At 49.5% G+C, this 18,492-nt stretch carries 25 protein-coding genes and 1 pseudogene; 25 read left to right on the top strand and 1 reads right to left on the bottom strand.

Features of this window, described 5'->3' with window-relative positions:
- The first annotated feature begins 174 nt into the window (after nucleotides 1-174).
- The 24 genes and pseudogenes from R70331_RS31710 to R70331_RS24400 all read left to right on the top strand — a co-directional run bounded on the left by R70331_RS31710 (nucleotide 175) and on the right by R70331_RS24400 (nucleotide 17,386).
- On the top strand, nucleotides 175-318 hold the full coding sequence (locus tag R70331_RS31710; RefSeq protein ID WP_156131189.1) for a hypothetical protein: 144 nt from the start codon (nucleotides 175-177) through the stop codon (nucleotides 316-318).
- Nucleotides 309-509, top strand: coding sequence for a hypothetical protein (locus tag R70331_RS24510; RefSeq protein WP_042180099.1), 201 nt, complete (start codon nucleotides 309-311; stop codon nucleotides 507-509). Before R70331_RS31710 ends, R70331_RS24510 begins: the two co-directional genes overlap by 10 nt.
- Nucleotides 491-829, top strand: coding sequence for a hypothetical protein (locus R70331_RS24505; protein ID WP_042180097.1), 339 nt, complete (start codon nucleotides 491-493; stop codon nucleotides 827-829). The genes R70331_RS24510 and R70331_RS24505 overlap by 19 nt, the downstream gene beginning before the upstream one ends.
- Entirely contained in the window at nucleotides 826-2,328 is a 1,503-nt protein-coding gene (locus R70331_RS24500) for a DNA cytosine methyltransferase (RefSeq protein WP_042180094.1), read from the top strand. The genes R70331_RS24505 and R70331_RS24500 overlap by 4 nt, the downstream gene beginning before the upstream one ends.
- The gene (locus R70331_RS24495; RefSeq protein ID WP_231576352.1) at nucleotides 2,325-2,939 is read left to right on the top strand and encodes a DNA methyltransferase; all 615 of its coding nucleotides are present in this window, start codon (nucleotides 2,325-2,327) and stop codon (nucleotides 2,937-2,939) included. Before R70331_RS24500 ends, R70331_RS24495 begins: the two co-directional genes overlap by 4 nt.
- 148 nt (nucleotides 2,940-3,087) lie before the next feature.
- Nucleotides 3,088-3,303: a zinc-finger domain-containing protein gene (locus tag R70331_RS24490; protein WP_042180091.1), complete on the top strand. Its 216-nt coding sequence runs from the start codon at nucleotides 3,088-3,090 to the stop codon at nucleotides 3,301-3,303.
- Complete coding sequence (locus tag R70331_RS24485; protein WP_156131188.1) at nucleotides 3,287-3,913, top strand: hypothetical protein; 627 nt, start codon at nucleotides 3,287-3,289, stop codon at nucleotides 3,911-3,913. Before R70331_RS24490 ends, R70331_RS24485 begins: the two co-directional genes overlap by 17 nt.
- A gap of 642 nt (nucleotides 3,914-4,555) precedes the next feature.
- Nucleotides 4,556-5,185 carry a hypothetical protein gene (locus tag R70331_RS30710; RefSeq protein ID WP_052419198.1) on the top strand — a complete coding sequence of 210 codons (630 nt, stop codon included), beginning with the start codon at nucleotides 4,556-4,558 and terminating at the stop codon, nucleotides 5,183-5,185.
- An 82-nt stretch (nucleotides 5,186-5,267) separates the two neighbouring features.
- Nucleotides 5,268-5,579 (top strand): hypothetical protein, encoded by a 312-nt coding sequence (locus R70331_RS24470; RefSeq protein ID WP_042180085.1) that lies wholly within the window; start codon nucleotides 5,268-5,270, stop codon nucleotides 5,577-5,579.
- 50 nt (nucleotides 5,580-5,629) lie between these two features.
- Entirely contained in the window at nucleotides 5,630-5,989 is a 360-nt protein-coding gene (locus tag R70331_RS24465) for a YopX family protein (RefSeq protein ID WP_052419197.1), read from the top strand.
- A complete protein-coding gene (locus tag R70331_RS24460) occupies nucleotides 5,986-7,044 on the top strand; it encodes a DUF5131 family protein (RefSeq protein ID WP_042180082.1) in 1,059 nt (352 codons plus the stop codon). The genes R70331_RS24465 and R70331_RS24460 overlap by 4 nt, the downstream gene beginning before the upstream one ends.
- Entirely contained in the window at nucleotides 7,041-7,493 is a 453-nt protein-coding gene (locus R70331_RS24455) for an ASCH domain-containing protein (protein WP_042180078.1), read from the top strand. The genes R70331_RS24460 and R70331_RS24455 overlap by 4 nt, the downstream gene beginning before the upstream one ends.
- Complete coding sequence (locus R70331_RS24450; protein ID WP_042180075.1) at nucleotides 7,490-7,948, top strand: hypothetical protein; 459 nt, start codon at nucleotides 7,490-7,492, stop codon at nucleotides 7,946-7,948. The genes R70331_RS24455 and R70331_RS24450 overlap by 4 nt, the downstream gene beginning before the upstream one ends.
- Entirely contained in the window at nucleotides 7,945-8,598 is a 654-nt protein-coding gene (locus R70331_RS24445; protein WP_042180072.1) for a hypothetical protein, read from the top strand. The genes R70331_RS24450 and R70331_RS24445 overlap by 4 nt, the downstream gene beginning before the upstream one ends.
- Nucleotides 8,599-8,663: 65 nt before the next feature.
- On the top strand, nucleotides 8,664-9,350 hold the full coding sequence (locus tag R70331_RS24440; RefSeq protein WP_042180070.1) for a putative metallopeptidase: 687 nt from the start codon (nucleotides 8,664-8,666) through the stop codon (nucleotides 9,348-9,350).
- Between the two features lie 54 nt (nucleotides 9,351-9,404).
- Nucleotides 9,405-9,884 (top strand): ArpU family phage packaging/lysis transcriptional regulator, encoded by a 480-nt coding sequence (locus R70331_RS24435; protein WP_042180068.1) that lies wholly within the window; start codon nucleotides 9,405-9,407, stop codon nucleotides 9,882-9,884.
- Nucleotides 9,885-9,922: 38 nt separating this feature from the next.
- Nucleotides 9,923-10,105 (top strand): hypothetical protein, encoded by a 183-nt coding sequence (locus R70331_RS24430; RefSeq protein ID WP_042180066.1) that lies wholly within the window; start codon nucleotides 9,923-9,925, stop codon nucleotides 10,103-10,105.
- Between the two features lie 6 nt (nucleotides 10,106-10,111).
- Nucleotides 10,112-11,707, top strand: coding sequence for a recombinase family protein (locus tag R70331_RS24425; RefSeq protein ID WP_042180064.1), 1,596 nt, complete (start codon nucleotides 10,112-10,114; stop codon nucleotides 11,705-11,707).
- An 18-nt stretch (nucleotides 11,708-11,725) separates the two neighbouring features.
- A pseudogene (locus R70331_RS32205) lies at nucleotides 11,726-11,815 on the top strand (helix-turn-helix domain-containing protein); the annotation flags it as partial.
- 213 nt (nucleotides 11,816-12,028) lie between these two features.
- Entirely contained in the window at nucleotides 12,029-14,002 is a 1,974-nt protein-coding gene (locus tag R70331_RS24420; RefSeq protein ID WP_042183178.1) for an AraC family transcriptional regulator, read from the top strand.
- Nucleotides 14,003-14,030: 28 nt separating this feature from the next.
- Nucleotides 14,031-14,624, top strand: coding sequence for a nitroreductase family protein (locus R70331_RS24415; RefSeq protein WP_042180062.1), 594 nt, complete (start codon nucleotides 14,031-14,033; stop codon nucleotides 14,622-14,624).
- Nucleotides 14,625-14,835: 211 nt separating this feature from the next.
- On the top strand, nucleotides 14,836-15,597 hold the full coding sequence (locus tag R70331_RS24410; protein WP_042180060.1) for a SagB/ThcOx family dehydrogenase: 762 nt from the start codon (nucleotides 14,836-14,838) through the stop codon (nucleotides 15,595-15,597).
- A gap of 80 nt (nucleotides 15,598-15,677) precedes the next feature.
- A complete protein-coding gene (locus R70331_RS24405; RefSeq protein WP_042180058.1) occupies nucleotides 15,678-16,115 on the top strand; it encodes a DUF6398 domain-containing protein in 438 nt (145 codons plus the stop codon).
- Nucleotides 16,116-16,408: 293 nt separating this feature from the next.
- On the top strand, nucleotides 16,409-17,386 hold the full coding sequence (locus tag R70331_RS24400; RefSeq protein WP_042180056.1) for a LacI family DNA-binding transcriptional regulator: 978 nt from the start codon (nucleotides 16,409-16,411) through the stop codon (nucleotides 17,384-17,386).
- Here the strand turns inward: R70331_RS24400 and R70331_RS24395 are convergent.
- On the bottom strand, nucleotides 17,364-17,918 hold the full coding sequence (locus R70331_RS24395; RefSeq protein WP_042180054.1) for an NAD(P)H-dependent oxidoreductase: 555 nt from the start codon (nucleotides 17,916-17,918) through the stop codon (nucleotides 17,364-17,366). The two genes, R70331_RS24400 and R70331_RS24395, sit on opposite strands and share 23 nt — an antisense overlap.
- Nucleotides 17,919-18,117: 199 nt before the next feature.
- On the opposite strand from R70331_RS24395, the gene R70331_RS24390 reads away from it, so the two are divergent.
- Nucleotides 18,118-18,471 carry a winged helix-turn-helix transcriptional regulator gene (locus tag R70331_RS24390; RefSeq protein ID WP_042180051.1) on the top strand — a complete coding sequence of 118 codons (354 nt, stop codon included), beginning with the start codon at nucleotides 18,118-18,120 and terminating at the stop codon, nucleotides 18,469-18,471.
- Nucleotides 18,472-18,492 lie beyond the last annotated feature (21 nt).

The following is an 18,492-nucleotide window of genomic DNA, read 5'->3' as shown; positions in this document are numbered from 1 at the left end:
GCGGCAGCATTGAACTGGAAAAAAAGCAACGCTCGGCCAACTCTATGAAATTGCCTACAACGATGATGGTGCTTCACCTGCACATAAGCGAGCTGCTATAGAGGAGATCCGGAGGAAAACCCAGCGGCGGCCAAAGGGCAAGGTCAATTACAAGGAAAAGAAGGTGTATCCGCGATGAAGACAGTGATTCGCTTCAGGGACGACAGCGGCCGCATTGTTGCTACGGCCCGCCGGGAGGAGCAGCAAGACGCAATAGGCGTGCTTTGGGATTTCAGCCTTGCGCTGCTGCTGCTCGGGTTGGTGCTCTTATGGTTGTAGCAGATAAGCGGCTGCAGCAGCTGGAAAGGCTCCTGCAGATCGCAGAGGACAGGGTAGCAGAACTGCCAGCGGGAACGGGCGGTGCTCGGCTGAGCTCAGCTGTTGAGGAGCGGGACCGGGTGCGGCAGCAGCTGGAAGAATATAAAGCCGGAATTATGAAGGAGGGCCAATCATGTGCAAAGGCACCTTAAACACGGAGGATGTCTACTTAGTCAAAGTACAGCACATCCCAGCAGATCATATTGCCAAACTGGCAAACCCTCAGTGGATTGCAGAGCACGGCGGAATCCCGGTGGATCGCTGTATCGGGCTGGAGGTAGAGAGATTGATTAATGCAGGCGTAATCACAGTTGGGTCCTGCTGCGGTCATGGCATAGCGCCAGCAGTGGCATTGGTAAGCGAACAGAGCAGGGGGCTGCTGCACCGGATAGGTTATGAGGTGAAGGCATTATCTGCCGAACATACTTCTGCTGGGATTTATCAAATTGTACTTAAAGGAGGCTCCTCATGAGAGAGATCATCGTTGATTCGTTTGCCGGCGGAGGCGGGGCGAGTACTGGGATGGAACTTGCGTTAGGTTACAGCCCGGACATCGCTATCAACCATGACCCGGAAGCTATTGCTATGCACAAGGCCAATCACCCCGAGACTGAACATTATTGTGAGGATGTTTGGGATGTGGATCCCGTAAAGGCAACACGCGGGCGGCCTGTTGGGCTGGCGTGGTTCTCTCCGGACTGTACTCATCATAGTAAAGCCCGCGGCGGGAAGCCCCGCGAGAAGAAAATACGCGGCTTGGCCTGGGTCGTAATCCGATGGGCAATTGCAGTTAAGCCGCGGGTCATCATCCTTGAAAACGTTGAGGAATTTCAAGACTGGGGGCCATTGGATGAGGAGGGACAGCCGATTCCAGAGGAGAAGGGCCGCATTTTTGAATCGTTCGTGGAGTGCCTGCGGCAGCTCGGATATGCAGTCGATTGGCGTGAACTGGTAGCTTGCGATTACGGCGCTCCTACCTCTCGAAACAGGCTCTGTATGGAAATGAGGCGTGATGGTAAACCCATTGTCTGGCCGGATCCGACACACGGATCGCCCGACAGCCTTGAGGTACAGGCGGGTAAGCGGAAGCCGTGGCGGACAGCTGCTGAAATTATTGATTGGTCTCTTCCATGCCCCAGTATTTTTGATTCAGATAAAGAGATCAAACGGACTTACGGATTGAAAGTGAAGCGCCCATTGGCAGATAGTACACAACGGCGGATCGCTCACGGTCTTGTAAAGTTCGGATTCGATAACCCCAATCCATTTATCGTAACTGTTAATCATTCCGGTGATGGATTTAGAGGCCAAGGTATTGACCAGCCACTCGGAACAATGACATCGAAAAACGGATATGGCCTGGTGCTCCCCTTCCTTACGAAATATCACGGAGAGATTAAAGGCCAAGAGGCTCGAGGGCAGACACTTGATAGTCCTCTGCTTACGCTGGATACTTCCAATCGATTCGGGCTGGTCACTGCTAATATCATCAAGTTCCGAGGCACAAACATCGGTCAGTCTATAAACGAACCGCTACACACCATCACAGCCGGCGGCAATCATCACGGTTTGGTATATGCGTTTCTGGTGGAATATTACGGCTCGAGCATTGGGCAGAGCCTTAACAGCCCCCTGCATACAATTCCGACACATGATCGCTTTGGCTTAGTAATTGTCCACGTCATGGGAGAGCCATATGTTGTAGTGGACATCGGCTTCCGAATGCTCACATCTCGTGAGCTTTACGCAGCTCAAGGATTTCCTGGCACATATATCATTGATGGCTACCGGGCTAATGGTCGTCCTGTACAGAAACATCAGCAGGTAGCCAAGTGCGGTAATTCCGTATCTCCAGAAATGGCGAGAGCTAAAGTTCTGGCAAGCGTACCGGAATTGTGCATCGGCTCCGGCCGGGCGCTGTCACTGGAGAGGTACAAGGCAGCAGTGGGGCAGATGGAGTTTAGCCTATGATCCTGCACCCGAATCAAATTATTAATGCAGATTGCTTTGATGTTTTCCCTTATATCAAGACAGCCAGTGTGGATATGGTTCTGTGTGATTTGCCGTATGGCACCACGCAAAGCCCGTGGGATTCAATTCTGCCATTTGACCTATTATGGTCCTCATATGAAAGGATCATTAAGGAGAATGGGGCGATCCTGCTGTTTGCAAAAGCTCCATTCGACAAAGTGTTAGGTGCCAGCAATCTAAAACTATTCCGTTATGAATGGATCTGGGAGAAAAACAAGGCAACTGGTCATCTAAATAAATCACTGATGCCCCTGCAGGCTCATGAGAATATCCTTGTTTTTTACAAGCGGCCACCTATCTATAATCCACAAATGTCTCAGGGACATAAGCCCATGCATTCAGCAGTTTCTAATCATAATTCAAAAGTCTATGGCACGGGAGTTTCCAGTTTTACAGAAGCTGGATCAACAGAACGTTATCCGCGGAGCGTGCTCTATTTCCCGGTAGTCAATAATGATGACCCAGAGCGCATTCACCCTAATCAAAAGCCCGTACCGCTCTGTGAGTATTTGATACGGACCTATACCAACAGGGGGGGGGCTTGTGCTTGATAACTGCGGCGGGAGTTGTACAACGGCTGTAGCAGCCGCACGGACCCAACGGGATTATCTGGTGATTGAGAAGGATCCATATTGGGCAGCGGGCGGGGAAAATCGGATACGCAATATGCAGCTGACACTTTTTTAGGAGGAACCGGACATGAAGCGCGTTGATGTGCTGCACCAAATAACCGAAATCCGGGACGATCATTGCAACATCTGCAGCATACCTGCGGATATCCTCCGGCAGCACCCCGGACATCTGGCAAAGGCTGATAACCACTGCAACAAGGTATGCGAGCATGGCGCAAAGCTTCAAGAGCTCGGCAAGCAGCTCAAACTGTCGCCGAGAAAGAGCGATGCTGCTGCTGGTTAGCGGGGCAACAACGACAGTCCGGAAATACGCAGCGTCGCCGAATCTCGGCTGTTTGTTAACACCCCGATCAGGTAACTCTCTTGAATCTATGACCGGGCTGCCGTGGGCAGCAGACAATGACTGCTTCGGGGGATTTGACGGGCCGGCAGAGACGCGCTTCAGGGCGATGCTCAGCAGGATCAAGGAGGCATCCCCGCTGTTCGTCTCTGCCCCTGATAAAGTGGCGGACGCGGCACAGACAATGGCAATGTTTGATACTTGGGAGCCGATTATCCATGCACACGGCCTGCCGGTTGCCTTGGTGCTACAAGACGGCCAGGAGGATCTGTGCATGCCGTGGGGGCGCTGTGAGGCGGTGTTTATCGGCGGGAGCACAGAATACAAGCTCAGCGACAAGGTTCGTTGGTTGGTCCGGGAGGCGAAGTGGCGCGGGAAGTGGGTGCATATGGGGCGCGTCAACAGCCTGGAGCGGCTGCGGTACGCAAGGGATATCAGATGTGACAGCGTGGACGGCACAGGTTACAGCAGATTCCCGGACACCAACCTGCCGGGAGCGCTCAAATACCTGCAGCACGAGCAGGGAGTTATGCACTTTGATGATGCCTTTTAGTTACAAACGACAGCGGCAAGGTGATTGGTGAGGTCTTTCTGGCTCTCCCGGATCCGCCGCAAAGGAGGCGACAATTGAAATGGGGTACGACTTCTACATTACGCCGGATGATTATACTCGTGCAGCGGCCAACGGAATAAAGGCTAACACCTTGGAAACTCGTGTGCGCTGTCTGGGCTGGGACAAAGAGAGGGCCGTGACTACACCGCCGCGCCGGGTTGCGGATCATTCTGCTTGGCACTCTCTTGCCGAAAGTAATGGCATTTCAAAACATCTGTTTCGGGCACGAGTCAACCAGCACGGGTGGAGCCCGGAGCGTGCGGCCACGGAGCCGTTCACCACTACAGACCGACGGCGTGAGCTTGTCTCGCAGGCAAAAAGGTACCAACTAAAGTACCCGCCGGCGGTTTTGGCCCGTGCTGCCGCCAACGGGGTGCAGCCTGATACTTTCTATCATCGAATTTACCTGGGATGGGACGTGGATCGGGCAGCAAATACCCCTCTGATAACTGCGGAGCAAAAGGGTCGGAATCGGGTTCAATGGCTGCGGCAGCGAGGACTCGACCCGAGTGCATTAACATTCCGTAAAAGCTAAAGGTGTCGCAGTAGACGCATACGGCGCATTAGGAAAGGACGGGGAAAATGGAACGTAAATATTATGAAATCAATGAAATGCAGGCACGACAAGCGCGTAATATGTGGAGCTTTACGGAATATGTTGCAGGTAGTGCAACGGAGGATTACAAGCAGTGCGTTGATACGGCATATTCATATGCTGAAGCAGTTCCGGATCACGCGAAAGAAAAGGCCTTATACTACGCGGATATGTACGCAAAGAAATTAGCAGAAAATATTAATAAAGGGTTTCGCGTTGAGTTAATGTGTCCGTCCGTAATGATTAGTGGCGCAGGCAACTTCCCGACGCGAAAAAAGGAAAAGCAAAACGAAGCAAGAGGGCGTCTCTACGAAGAATACGAACGGATAAAGGGCTACCTGAAAAAAATCGAGTGGCTTAAAAATTCAAAGCCGATTGAGTCAACAGGCCAGCCAAACACGGAATATGATAGAGAATATTTTAAGGTCATAGAGAATGCGGAAATCGATCGCCTGCAGCTTTTATTTGAAGACAAGCCGAGCGAGGGCGTTCGTGCAGTACTCAGATCAAACGGTTACAAATGGTCTCCAAAAAACGGAACATGGCAACGGCAACTAACTGACAACGCAAGGGCGAGTGTGGCAAGAGTTGAACGCGGAATAAAGTCGGCAATGTAAGCGAATAGGTAACAAGTTACACAGTACGAAGATACCCCGCAGCAATTAATCAGGGCATAGCCCCTATAAGGAGAGATAAACGATGCACCCTGAATGCAAGTATTGCGATAACCCGATGCCGCCGGGCGAAATAGGCGGAGATATTGTGTGCAGCAGATGCGGAGCAGAATGGGCCGATGCTCGAATCATGGTCGAGGATGAAGAGTATGACGATGATGATCTGTCGGAGACTTATGATGATGACCTGTCGGATTTTGAAGACGAAGATTTCCCCGATGAAGGTCAAGACCTCGGCTGTGTAGATTGTGAGGATGAAATCTACACCGGGCATGATGAGGCTGGAAGTTATTGCGAGTCCTGCGGGTACCGGCCATCACCAACATCTGAATTGTAAAAGGAGAGGGTTAACCACCCTCTCCTCTATAAAGGAGCTTGATAAGCAATATGAACAGAGAAATTAAGTTCCGGGCATGGGACCCTGCACGTAAATCCATGGAGAACTGCATTAGCATTAGTCCGTTCGGGGTTGATGACTGCGATCGGCGTCGGTGGGAGTGGAATGAAATTGAGGTCATGCAATACACAGGTGTGAAAGATTGCAACGGTCGCGTGATTTACGAAGGGGACATCGCCCGTCATGCAGTGGGCTGGGTCGGTAAAGTGCAGTATTTTGAAGGCTCGTTTGAGATTGAAGCCAAGCATCAAAGCTGGCCTATCAATTACGTAAGGGGAAGAAAAATAGAGGTCATCGGCAACATCTACGAAAACCCGGAACTGCTCGGGGGAGAGGTGGCAGAGGCATGAGCGACAAAACAGGTATTGAATGGGCGGACGCAACGTGGAATCCAATTACCGGCTGTACGAAGGTCAGCGAGGGCTGCAGGAACTGCTACGCCAAGAGCTTCGCGGAACGCTTTGAGGGCACCCCGGGCCATTACTTTGAATCCGGCTTTAAGGTGACGCTGCGGCCGGAAAAGCTAATGCAGCCGATCCGGTGGAAGAAGCCCCGGCGTATCTTCGTCAACAGCATGAGTGACCTTTTCCACCAGGAAGTGTCTCAGACGTACATTGATCAAGTATTTGGCATTATGCTTGCCAGTCACATGCTGGAGAGAGTTGGCAAACACACCTATATGCTGCTGACCAAGCGTCCGGAGCGTATGCGGGAGTACTTCTCGGCAGGACCTGAACGGCTACTGGAGCGCTGGAGCAAGTCCTTGGATGGGATTCTGATTATGGAAGATGGAGATGTGTTCTACTCGGAATATATCGCTGGATGGCCGATTGAGGAAATGTGGCCGCTGCCGAATCTCTCGATCGGTGTCAGTGTTGAAAACCAGCGGGCTGCAGATAGCCGCATACCACTGCTTCTGCAGACGCCGGCTGCTATCCGGTTTCTCTCCTGTGAGCCGTTGCTGGGCAGCGTTGATCTGAGTAAATGGCTAATGACTCCCGGTTGGGCACCGAGCTATTACGACCCGGACAACATTCATGGTCATCCGAACGCTGAGCCGACTAATGAGCACATAAATTGGTGCACAGTCGGCGGTGAGAGCGGTAGCAAGGCCCGGCCAATGCATCCATGGTGGGTGCAGGAGCTGCGAGACCAGTGCCAGGCTGCAGCAGTGCCGTTCTTTTTTAAACAATGGGGAGAGTGGGAAGAGGCAACCTGCGGAAATTACGAGGTCGGGAAACACCAGTTACATGTGATGGACCGGTCTGGTAATGACCACATGAAAACACCTCATGAAATGCTCCCACCAGATACGGTGCTGCTTGCGAGGATAGGCAAAAAGGCAGCAGGGCGGGAACTGGACGGCAGAACATGGGATGAATTCCCGGAAGGAGCAAAGGCATGAAAGCTATAACCATAAAGCAGCCCTGGGCAACACTGATGGCACTCGGCGAGAAACGTTTTGAAACCCGGGGCTGGCAGACAAAGCATCGCGGTGAACTGGCGATACATGCCGGGAAGCAGGTGGATCGAGATGCCTGCGAGATCCCGAAGATTAAGAAGGCCCTTGCTCGGCACGGTTACACTGCTGACAACCTACCCACGGGGGCGGTGATAGCTATTGCTGAGCTCAAAGAGTGCTTCGGAATTCGGCGTGATGTACTCGGTGGGGTGGTTGCTTTAGAAGCAGATACCCGTAAAACTCATTTCAATACTCTTGATAAAGAGTTTGCCTTCGGCTGGTTTGAGTCTGGACGCTATGCATGGGAACTGGCAGGTGTTCAGCAGCTGCCGCAGCCGATCCCGGCAAAGGGACAGCTCAGTATTTGGAACTGGGAAGGAGTGCAGTCATGAGCATTACACCTGAACGGAAAGAAGAGATTAAGAGAACGTTTGAGTCCAACAGAAGGAGTTTAGAAAAAGCTTCCTCTCTTGCATATGAAGCATCAGTAATGGGGCTTGAATTGCTGGCTGCTCTAGAAGAGACAGAGCGCCTCAACGCTGATCTGAAGACGGGTCTGAGAGTGGAACAAAGAACAGCAATGAAATGGTATGACGAGCTGGCAGAGGCACAGCAGACCATAGCTCGCATGATGGAAGGGATCAAGGAAATTCGTGGGAAGCATGTCTATGTATCTGGTCCATCAGTGGTGTATGAGCTGCTGGGCCGCCTTATAGAAGCACATCCGCCTTGTCCGGACTGCGGCAGCAATAACACGATAGATCATCCAACCAGGACTGACATCAGACTGTGTGTACCTTGTGAGAAGCCATACATGGTAACTGGGGAAGGAGCTAAGGAATCATGAGCAACGACCAATGGCCGCCACCCATCGATAACGCGACCGTGCAGGAATGGAAGCAGCGCATTAAAGAACTGGAAGAATGGTCCGCTGCCCTGCCTGATCGGGAAGAAACACACGGCATGGATATAGACGACTACGCAAAGAGCCTTACAGGTCAGCTCTATATGGCGGCAGTTCTGCAGGGCGACCCAACGACGATGTCCTTGGCACGGAAGTATATGATAATGGGTTTTGATCAGCAAATGGCCCAGCCGGAACCACGCGATCCGGTAGCCGAGCTCCGGCAGGGAATGTTGATTGTGGGAGAATACCTGTCCAGTCTGCTGCAGCCTCTAATCGGTTATGCTCAGGAACTGAGTAAAAGCCTGCAGGAATTCGCGGAGTTTGCCGCGAGCCTGCGGACTGAGTACCGCAGCTGGCGGCCTAACGAGCAAGGATATCTGAAATACCCGTTTGACCGCTGGCGTGACCAGTTGGGGAGGAACACTCGCCACTATAAACAATTCAGATCACACCAACGCAAAAATGCCCATCGCCATATTGCAACTTACCCAGGATCACAAAGAAGGCCCAATGCCCGTCATTGTCTACCCGACCGGAATCGAAGCCTGCATCATCAATTTGTTTTAAAGAAGAAACATTGTGGAATTTGATTATATAAGAGCAGTAAAAGCAACAGGATTTATTCCAAATTATATTCCGAGGGGAGCAATTATAAATGGCAAAGGCTATCAAGGCACCGAAATTCCACAGGGAAGCAACTGAGGAAACATATGACTTGCTGAACGATATGATCCGTAAGCATCACCACTACTTTGAAGATACATCCTTCTTAATCCTGATGAAACATGGCGGATGGAAGTCCAAAGGTAAGGAGCAGTTCGGAAAAATCAAGGTGCTGGGCGAGGACCTGCGCAGCACATGGGACAAGGATGCTATCCTGTATCTCAATGCAGACATGTGGGTCAAGATGAGTGAACCTCAGCAGCGCTATGTACTGGATAATGCCCTCTTTGCTCTCGACACCAAGTCAGATAAGGACGGCAACACCCTGGAGGCTGTAGATGGCCGTCCGCTGCTGAAGACAGTCCCGCCTGACATTGAAGCCTTTGTGGAAGTCATTAAGCGCCACGGAACCACCACGCAGGACGTAAAGCGTTTGGCAGCTGCTATCAAAGAGGTCAACCCTGATCAGGTAACGATTGAAGATGTTATCGGCGCTGGTGGTAAGCAGCAGGGCGGCGAGGATCCAAAACCACCGGGTAACGGCCTGCAGGTGAAGCGGAACGCTGATGGCTCCATTGATCTGGATGATCCGAACCAGACAAAGCTGGAGGATTACGAAGGCGAGGGTCAAAGCGGTGAGGGCGGTCCGACGATCCCTGATGATGATCTGCCGTTCTAAGTAATACTTACTCCCCGGCTCCGGCCGGGGAACTCTTAACCCGAGGTGAAACACATGCGGAAATACCCTCCAGACAATCCGGACCTCCCGGAATTGGACGGCAAAAGAACCAAAGAGGCAGTAGAAGCCGCGCTGGAGAAATACCGGATATTTATGACGACAGACCCCGAAGAGCGAGAGGCCAGCACTACATCGTCAATATCAGACACTCCGCGGGGTAACACAGGCACCACCAGTGATCAGACCGGGGATATCGCGGCCTATAACATTGACATAAAGAAGCAGCGGCAGGATTACTGCAGGAAGGTTGACCGGGTAGTGAACCGGCTACACCCCATGGAAAAGCTGCTCATTGAAGAAAGATACATGAAGAGCCCTTATGTGTTCGATTATCAGGTCTATACCTTCTGCTTCAAACCGCCTATCAGCCCCGGTAAATACAAGAAGTTAAGACGAAATGCTATATATCAGATTGCGTTAGCTCTGGATGTTGCGGTGGAAAAGGTACACAGGCCCAGAAATGACGAAACATGACCATGCCGTACATCATAGGCTAATAGTGGGTGATGAGAATGAAGAAGAAAAAAGAAAAAACTAAACCAGTATTTGATATAGTCTTTGTAAAAGTTGAGGGAGATCCGATCCAAGCGATCAGTGATGCATTGGAACCGAATATCCGTTCTGTCTTGGCAAAGCATGGAGCTTATCTTACAATGCCTTTATGTGATATATTACGAAACCATGCGAAGGTGTGACGTGTAATGCAGAACGCGAAGAGTAGTTCAAATCGAAATCGGAAGAAGAACAAGAGGAGGACGCGGGCGTATGTCCGCGTCTCTACGCTTAAAGAGTCCCAAAAAGATAGCCCTGAACATCAAGAAGCTCTGATCCGTGAAGAGGTAGCAAAGGAAGGAAACACTGTTGATCACGTATACTTGGACCGGGATACCGCTACAACGATTATGGGGCGGGACGATGTAAAGCGGATGATTCAAGACGCAAAGCATGGAGAATTTGATGAGATTTGGTTTGCTTCGCTTTCAAGGTTCAGCCGCGACACACTTGATGCTCTGTCACTAAAGCGAATACTGGTAAATGCCTTAGGTATCCGAGTTGTGTCAATTGAAGACATGTATGATTCGGGAAAAGAAGATAATGAGATGATCTTTGGTATTATTTCATCGGTCAATCAGAAGCAGTCTGAAAATATTAGTGTATCCTCAAAACGCGGCATACGGCAATCTGCTTTAAAAGGGAATTTTACTGGAAGTATTGCTCCATTCGGCTACAAGAAGATTAAAATAGATAACCGAAAAACATTAGAGATCATTCCTGAACATGCCGAGATTGTTGAACGTATTTTTAATATGTACATCAGGGAAGGCATGGGCGAGAAGACCATTGTAAATACATTAAACGAAGAGATGGTACCCAGTTCTACAGGAAAGTTATGGGGCGTATCCAGCATTCAACGTATCTTGCAAAATGAAAATTACACTGGGTATGTGGTTAGTGGTAAATATGAATCTCAGCAATTCTATGACGATATTGAAGATTTACAAAACCGTTCAAAAAGACTTGTCGCACGCGATCCGGATCAATATGACAGAAGTGAGAGCCCAGTCCACCCTTTTATTATAAGTGAGGCTGATTTTAAGGCTGCTCAGGAACTGCGTTTGCTTAGAGGCGGCGGCAAACGCGGAGGGAGAAGGGCTTATCAAAACGCATTTGCGAAAATTGTATTCTGCAAGGAATGCGGATGTGCTATGGTAACTATGAAGGGTAAAAGCCGTGACGGAGGTAAGGAGTACCGATACCTAATGTGTAGCAAGAGACGCCGCCAGGGTGAACAAGGATGTAACAACGGCAAGTGGATGCCTTATTTTGAATTGAGGGATCAAATCATCGAGAAGACAATTTCCCGTATTCATGAACTAATTAACATGAAAGATGTTCAGAGGCAGTTGGGTGATTCAGCTGGATTCGATGATGTGGACCACAGTAAGCAACTGAAAAAACTGGAAAAACAAATATCTGACAGTCGAAAATTATTATTCGAGATACGCCGGCAGCACATGCTAGAAGGTATCAGTTCTGAGCAATATGAATTCGAAAAAGAAATGTATGAAAAGGAAATTGAAGAAGCGGAAGTAAGGCTGCGATCAGTTAATAAAAAAGCGGACGAGCATAAGGATTGGGAAACCCTGAAACGGGGGCTTCTGGAAGCTCTTTATTCACTTGAAAACAAGAATAATTACGACGATGCCGTGGGCACAAGAAATATGCTTATACGGTTAATTGATAAAATTGTAATAGATAAAGCAGGACGCATAGAGTTGCATACGGTGCTTGGTTGAAATATGCGTGCTTGAAAATACGTTACAAACGTTATGCAAAAGTTAAACGTAAAAGGCCGTTCGCAAGCGGTTGTCGAGCTGATTAAGCTTGGGGAGCTGAAAATATAGCTGCCGTGCTTCAGGGATGACGCGTTTAAGCCTCCTTTTATCCTGCGGGATGAGGGGAGGTTTTTTGTTTGCCGCGATAGCGGCGGGTGTAATATCTGTTCGGCGCTGGCAGCAAGAAATGCGTTGTAGTTGAGAATGATTATCGTTAGAATAGGTGTGAGTGAAGAGGCAAGCCTGCTTTTGAATGCATAAAGATTTATGGAAGGTGAAGCGATGCACGTAGAAGAGCATGTGAAGCTTTGGAATCAGGCCTCAATTAAGATATGGGATGTACGGCACAGGGTGCTGCGTACCGGCGAAGAAGTACATGCCTACACCTTACCAGCCAGCGGTTTTTTATATACGATACAGGGCGGTGCGAAGGTTGCATTGGATGACACCGTGTACGCCGTTGAGAAGATGCAAGTCTTGCATGGAGGCAAGGGGGTATGCCTGGATATCAGCCTTACGGATGATTACTTTGAATATTATTTAATTTTCTACCGGGCGAACTTGCCTTTGTCCAGCAGCCGTGAGCTTCAGGCACTATTGAAGAGACATTTACCATTTCATATTCAATATGCTTTTGTCCCGAGCCATCCTGTCTTCCTATACGACAAAGTCCAGAAAATAGACCAATATTGGGGGCGGACGGATGCGCTCGCGAAATTTCAGGTTAAGACGCTATTCTATCAGTTTATTAACGAATTGATGAGACAGCTGAACATACAGGTTATTACAACTGCCAAGCCTAATCTGGTTGCTCAAGCGGTTCGTTATCTCCATGAAAATTATGCTCTGCCGGTAATGATTGATCCGCTCGCTGAACTTCTGGACTGCAGTGCGGGACATCTGTCAAGAAGCTTCAAGAAAGAGACAGGAAGCAGTCTGATCGCATATGTTACCGGAATTAGATTGAACCAGGCAAAGAAGCTGTTGTTACATACAGAGCTTTCCCTGCAGGAAATTGCAGAGGGTGTAGGCATCCCGGATGCCCTTTATTTTAATCGCTTATTCAAAAAGCATGTAGGTGTGTCGCCAGGCCGTTTCAGACAGGACCGCATCAGCCTGCCAACAGGTCAGGATAATACTACCGGAAAGTCAGAATTGTTCATTGTCAGGCAAAAGCTCCGCGGTTATATTCATATTCATGATGATAATCATTATCAATATAGAAGAAAAGGGGAGCCACGCACACCTATGAAATCAAGACAATCGGTCACGACGCTTCTGTTGCTTAGCCTTACACTATTATTGTCTGCCTGCTCCTCCGCTCAGAATCCTTCAACAGCAAACGGGAATGGACAGAACAACAGCACTGTGCAGCCAACAGCTGTTGTACAACCAACCGAACAGCCGGCAGTTCAGGAGCGGTTAATTCAGCATGCATGGGGAGAAACCGTCATTAAAGGTGAGCCCAAGCACATAATCTCGTTGTTCCCGGCCGCTACTGACTATTTGCTTGCACTCGGCGTAGTACCGCAGGCGGCATCGAGCAATGAAGAAGGCAGCGATCAGTTTCCTACCTACCTGGCCGATCGTTTGGAGGGAAAAGAAAATCTGGGCTGGCAGGTGGATCCGAATTTTGAAAGTATCCTGGCGGCGGAGCCGGATCTCATTATTGGCCAGGACTTCATGGGGGATTCCTTCGAGAGTCTCAGTAAAATTGCGCCTACCTTGTTTGCAGAAAAAATCAAGGATGAGCAAGGCATTATTCGTATGAAAACGAGCCTGCTTAACATGGGTGAAATGTTAGGGAAGACGGAGCAGGCCAAGCAGGTTATTGAAGAATACGAGAAGCATGCTGCAGAGGCCCGTGAGAAAATCAAGCAAGCGATCGGCAATGAGACGGTGATGTTTCTACGTTTATCTGATAAAGAAGTCCGGTACTACAGTAAACGCAACTATGAGGTTCTTTATGATGACCTGGCGCTTCAACCTCCCGCTTCTATACCTGACCCGTCTGAATCTATGCAGATTATCTCTCTGGAGTCGTTGCCGTCCATTAATCCTGACCATATTTTCCTCCTGTCATCAAATCCTGCAGAAACAAGTGAGATGCAGAAGACTGCGGTATGGAAAGGCCTGAATGCCGTTAAGAACAACAATGTGTACATTGTTGACTACGGGTTGTGGTTCCAAGGCCCGGGCGGCCCAATCGGACAAAGTAAAATTATTGATGAAGCGGTGCATTGGCTCACCCAATAAGGGGAATGTGGCGGAGGGATCAACCGAAATGGAAGTATCTGCAATAGAGCAGCTTATTCGTGCAAGAAGAACTATTCGGCAGTTTAACGAAAAAACGCTATCGAAAGAGACGATTATAGATTTGCTGGAAGCAGCCGTGTGGGCGCCAGTGCATTCACGCAAGGAGCCGTGGCGATTCATTTTATTCCAGGATGCGGGAAGGAAGCAATTTGCCGATGCGGTGCTGCATACGTTCTCTAGGGATGAGCTGGAGCGCTGGGAAGAGAAGCTGCGGAGCGATTACTGCGAGCGTATTCAGGCCCATCTGCTCGTTGTTATCGAGGCAGATCCTAGACAAAGGGTATGGGAAGATGCTGTGGGGGCAGGCTCAGCTCTTATTCAGAACCTGCAGCTGCTCGCATGGGAGAAGAAAATTGGCGTAGTGTGGAAGACGAATGAATATAATTTCGATCCCGATTTCTGCAGAATGACAGGCGTGAAGCCGGGCGAGAGAATCATCGGTACACTTCATCTTGGCTACTTCGATCAGGATAAAATTCCTAAGCCCCGTCTTCGCACACCTGTACGTGAACTACTGACCTGTATTTCTTCGGCCGCCGTGGAAGAGGAGCAACAGCAGTAGCTATGTGTTCAGGATATAACTCTGGTGCAGCTGATCAAACTCGGGGAGCTGTAAATATAGCTGCCGTGCTTCAGAGGTGACGTGTGTAAGCCTTCCTTTATCCTGCGGGATGAGGGGAGGTTTTTTGCTGCCGGGATTGTGATTCCTGTCACAAGCTAATTTACGTAAAGTGATAAATTAAAGTCACTAATGTAATTCAGGAGGGTCCGTTATGGCCAGATACGAGCAGCAAAGACATTTTCTTAAATCTAATTTTCATGAATTCAAGCATATCAGGACAGACAAGATCAAAGGAGTGCCCCAACCGCCTATTGTTAAGCCCTTTGATCCGGAATCGCTCATTATTGATTTGCCAAAAGCCGGCAGGGAAGTTGTGTGTAAGGACAATATTTTTGATTGTATAGACCAGAGAAGAAGTACGCGATTTTATTCTGCGGAAACGCTCAGCTTAGGCGAGCTGTCCTATTTATTATGGGCTACCCAGGGGATTACGGGGATGAACAGCAATGGGCTTACCTTGCGGACAGTACCCTGCAGCGGAGCGACGCATACTTTTGAAACCTATTTAATGATTATGCGGGTAGAAGGGGTTCAGCAGGGGATTTACAGATATCTTCCCTTAGAGCATAAGCTCTTGTTTATGTGTGAATTGGAACAGATGGAGCAGAAGGTTGACGCGATTACTCTGGATCAGCCGTTTGTCCCTAATTTTGCGAAGAAGGCTGCTGTGCTGTTTGCATGGAGTACTACACCGTACCGCTCCGAATGGAAGTATGACATCTCAGCCCACAAAAAAATCCTCATCGATGTTGGACATGTATGCCAGAACCTGTATCTATCCAGTGAGTCCATCGGTGCCGGTGCCTGCGCTATTGGAATCTACGATCAAAAGCTGATTGATGAGATTCTGGGCTTGGACGGCGAGGAAGAGTTCGTAATCTATCTTGGTGCAGTCGGGAAGAAGCGGGAATAGCGGATTGTAGTTTTTTTGTTGCGGCTAGTGCTAAGGTGTGATTAAAATACAAGATAGAGAATATGGCAAGGAGGAGAAGCATGAAAGATCCGAAAATGCTGCAAAAGAAAGAGCGGTTACTAGAGCTGGTAACGGGGTTCTGCCAGCAGTATCTGGACGAAGATTATGAGCAGCTATCGTGTAAAATGGTCGAAAAGCTTGGACGCAAGCGAACGGTTCCCTTTATGAGCGGCAAGCTGGAAATCTGGGCGGCAGGTATCGTTCACGCCGTTGGTACAGTCAACTTTTTATTTGATAATAGCTTTGAGCCTTGCGTATCCGTACATGATATATGTGATTATTTCGGTACTGCACAAAGCTCAACCTCACAAAAATCTAAATTAATACGTGACATGTTTAAAATGAGTCATTTTGGAGGCGAGTTTGCCACACAGGTGTCTCAACAAAACAATCCTTTTAACAATCTGGTCTCCATAAATGGATATATTGTATCTGCTGATTTTTTGGAAGATAAATAAGGATTGTATACCGGTGCTTAAGCCTTTCTTCATCCTCCGGGATGATGGAAGGTTTTTTGTTGCAGCTAATTAAGCTTCAGCCAACAAAAAAACTTCCTCACTCGGCGGGAATATCTGCTTAACCGGTCCGTCACGCCCTTTCGGTCACGCCGGGTTAGTCCGGTAAGCTGTTACACATTCAGTGTAGAGTATGAAATGCGTTCCATAGCAAGCTTTTTACAATCAAAAATTTCAGGAGGAGGTATGGTAAAATAAAAACATTAAATGCCTAACTTCAGGAGGAAGCTGCGCTGATGGCCAATATCAAGGAAATTGCCCGCATCGCCGGTGTTTCCGTCACGACTGTGTCGCGGGTGCTGAATAATCATCCTTATGTAAGTGAACCGAAGAGAGCCGCCGTGCTCCAGACAATAGAGCAGCTAAACTATACACGCAATATGAATGCCGTGCATCTGAGTACCGGGCGGACGGGGACAGTTGCGGTGATTCTGCCGTATATCAATTTATATTATTTCGCCATCGTGATGGACGGACTGGCCCATGAGGCGCTGCTCGCCCAATACCGGCTGATCCTCTGCCAGAGCAACTATGACCCTGATGAGGAGCTGAAGGTGCTGGAGATGCTGCGCAACAAGGAGATTGACGGCGTGGTCGTTGTCTCTACGGCGCTGCTGCCGGAGGTCATCGAGGAGTATATGGAGTACGGTCCGGTTGTCACCTGCCAGGATAACGGGGAGCGGCGTTTTTCATCCGTTTATATGGAGCACTATGCGGCTTTTTGGCATGGTCTGGAGTATCTGCAAGGTAAGGGCTACCGCAAAATAGGCTACTGCGAGGGCAGGCAGAACGGCAGTAGTGCCTCCATCAGGCAGACGGCCTTTCATGCCTTTCATGCTGAACACGGGCTGCCCTTCCGGCAGGAATGGATGGTATTTGACTGTTTTAAGGAGGAGGACGGGGTGGCGGTTGCCCGCTCGCTGCTTGAGATGGAGGAGCGGCCGGAGGTATTCATTGTAACCGGAGACCATGTCGCCGCCGGCCTGATTATCGAGGCGCGCAAGCACGGGCTGCGTATCCCGGAGGACATCGCCGTCATGGGCTTCGACAATCAGCCGATCGGCCGGCTGCTCGACATTACAACCATCGACAACCACCTCTATGACATGGGCGCTGCTGCCTTCCGCATCATCCACGAGCAGATCCGCACAGGTAACCGGCAGCCTGTATACCGTAAGCTTGATTACCGGATTATTGAGCGGGGGACGGTGTAGGAAGCCGGTGCCGCGTAATATACGCAACATACTCCGCCGCACTCTGCTCAATCTCATCATCACTGGCCTGAAATGAGGCTCCGAAGACAGCGAAATACGGTAATGCGATTGCGCCGACATGAATGGCACTGGCCCTAAAGGGAGTAATCACTTCATCCACTGTAAAAGAAACGGAGCCTGCCGGGAGGTAGTTTTCTTTTTTATCACCAATGGATACTGCTATTCCCAGCTTCTTGCCGCGCAGCCTGGTACCGTTAGAGCCGTACGCCCAGCCGTGGGTAAACACGTCATCCAGCCATTTTTTCAGCAGGGGCGGGTAGCTGTACCAATATAACGGAAACTGAAAAATAATAAGGTCATGGGCTTCAAGCAGCCCCTGCTCCTTTGCAACGTCAATCTCCCAATTGTGATATTCCTCGTACAGCTCATGAACCGTAATTTCAGCGGGATGCTCAAGCAGCGCCTGTCTCCATCTTTTATTAACCCTTGAATGCTCAAGATCTGGGTGTGCCAGTATTACAAGTGTGCTCATATATTCCCCTTTCCTTTATCACCTGTGTGGTTTGCTGCAGCTGCCTCTATTATTTTTCAAATTGAAAAAAATGTAAATACACACAATAAAGTAACCTGGTTACCTCAAAGTGTGCATTGGAGACGGCAGGGATGTATGCGATGATAGAGACAGGCAGCTTAGAGCAACATTATATTTTTCTGAGGGCGGGGTAGTTCTGTTGAAGCAATATCAGTTAGGTATCGAAGCAACGCTTGAGATCCTCGGCGGGAAGTGGAAGGCACTGATTGTATGCCTGTTAATTCCCGGTGCAAAAAGGACAAGTGAATTACAGCGCAGCATCCCCGGCATCTCGCAAAAGGTGCTGATCCAGCAGCTGCGTGAGCTTGAACGGGACGGAATCATCGGCAGATACGTACATCAGCAAATGCCTCCCAAGGTGGAGTACTATATAACCGAATACGGGATCACAGCAAACCGCATAATCGACCTCATGTGCTCCTGGGGCAGAGATAACATCGAGCGGAGGCGGCAGCAGGGGGAAGAGGTGGAGTTACTGGAGAATGAGTCCTGAAAGATTTGCTTCACGAGCCTG

It is taken from the genome of Paenibacillus sp. FSL R7-0331 (assembly GCF_000758645.1).
GTDB lineage: Bacteria > Bacillota > Bacilli > Paenibacillales > Paenibacillaceae > Paenibacillus_AQ > Paenibacillus_AQ camerounensis.
This window is presented reverse-complemented; position numbering and strand designations above follow the sequence as displayed.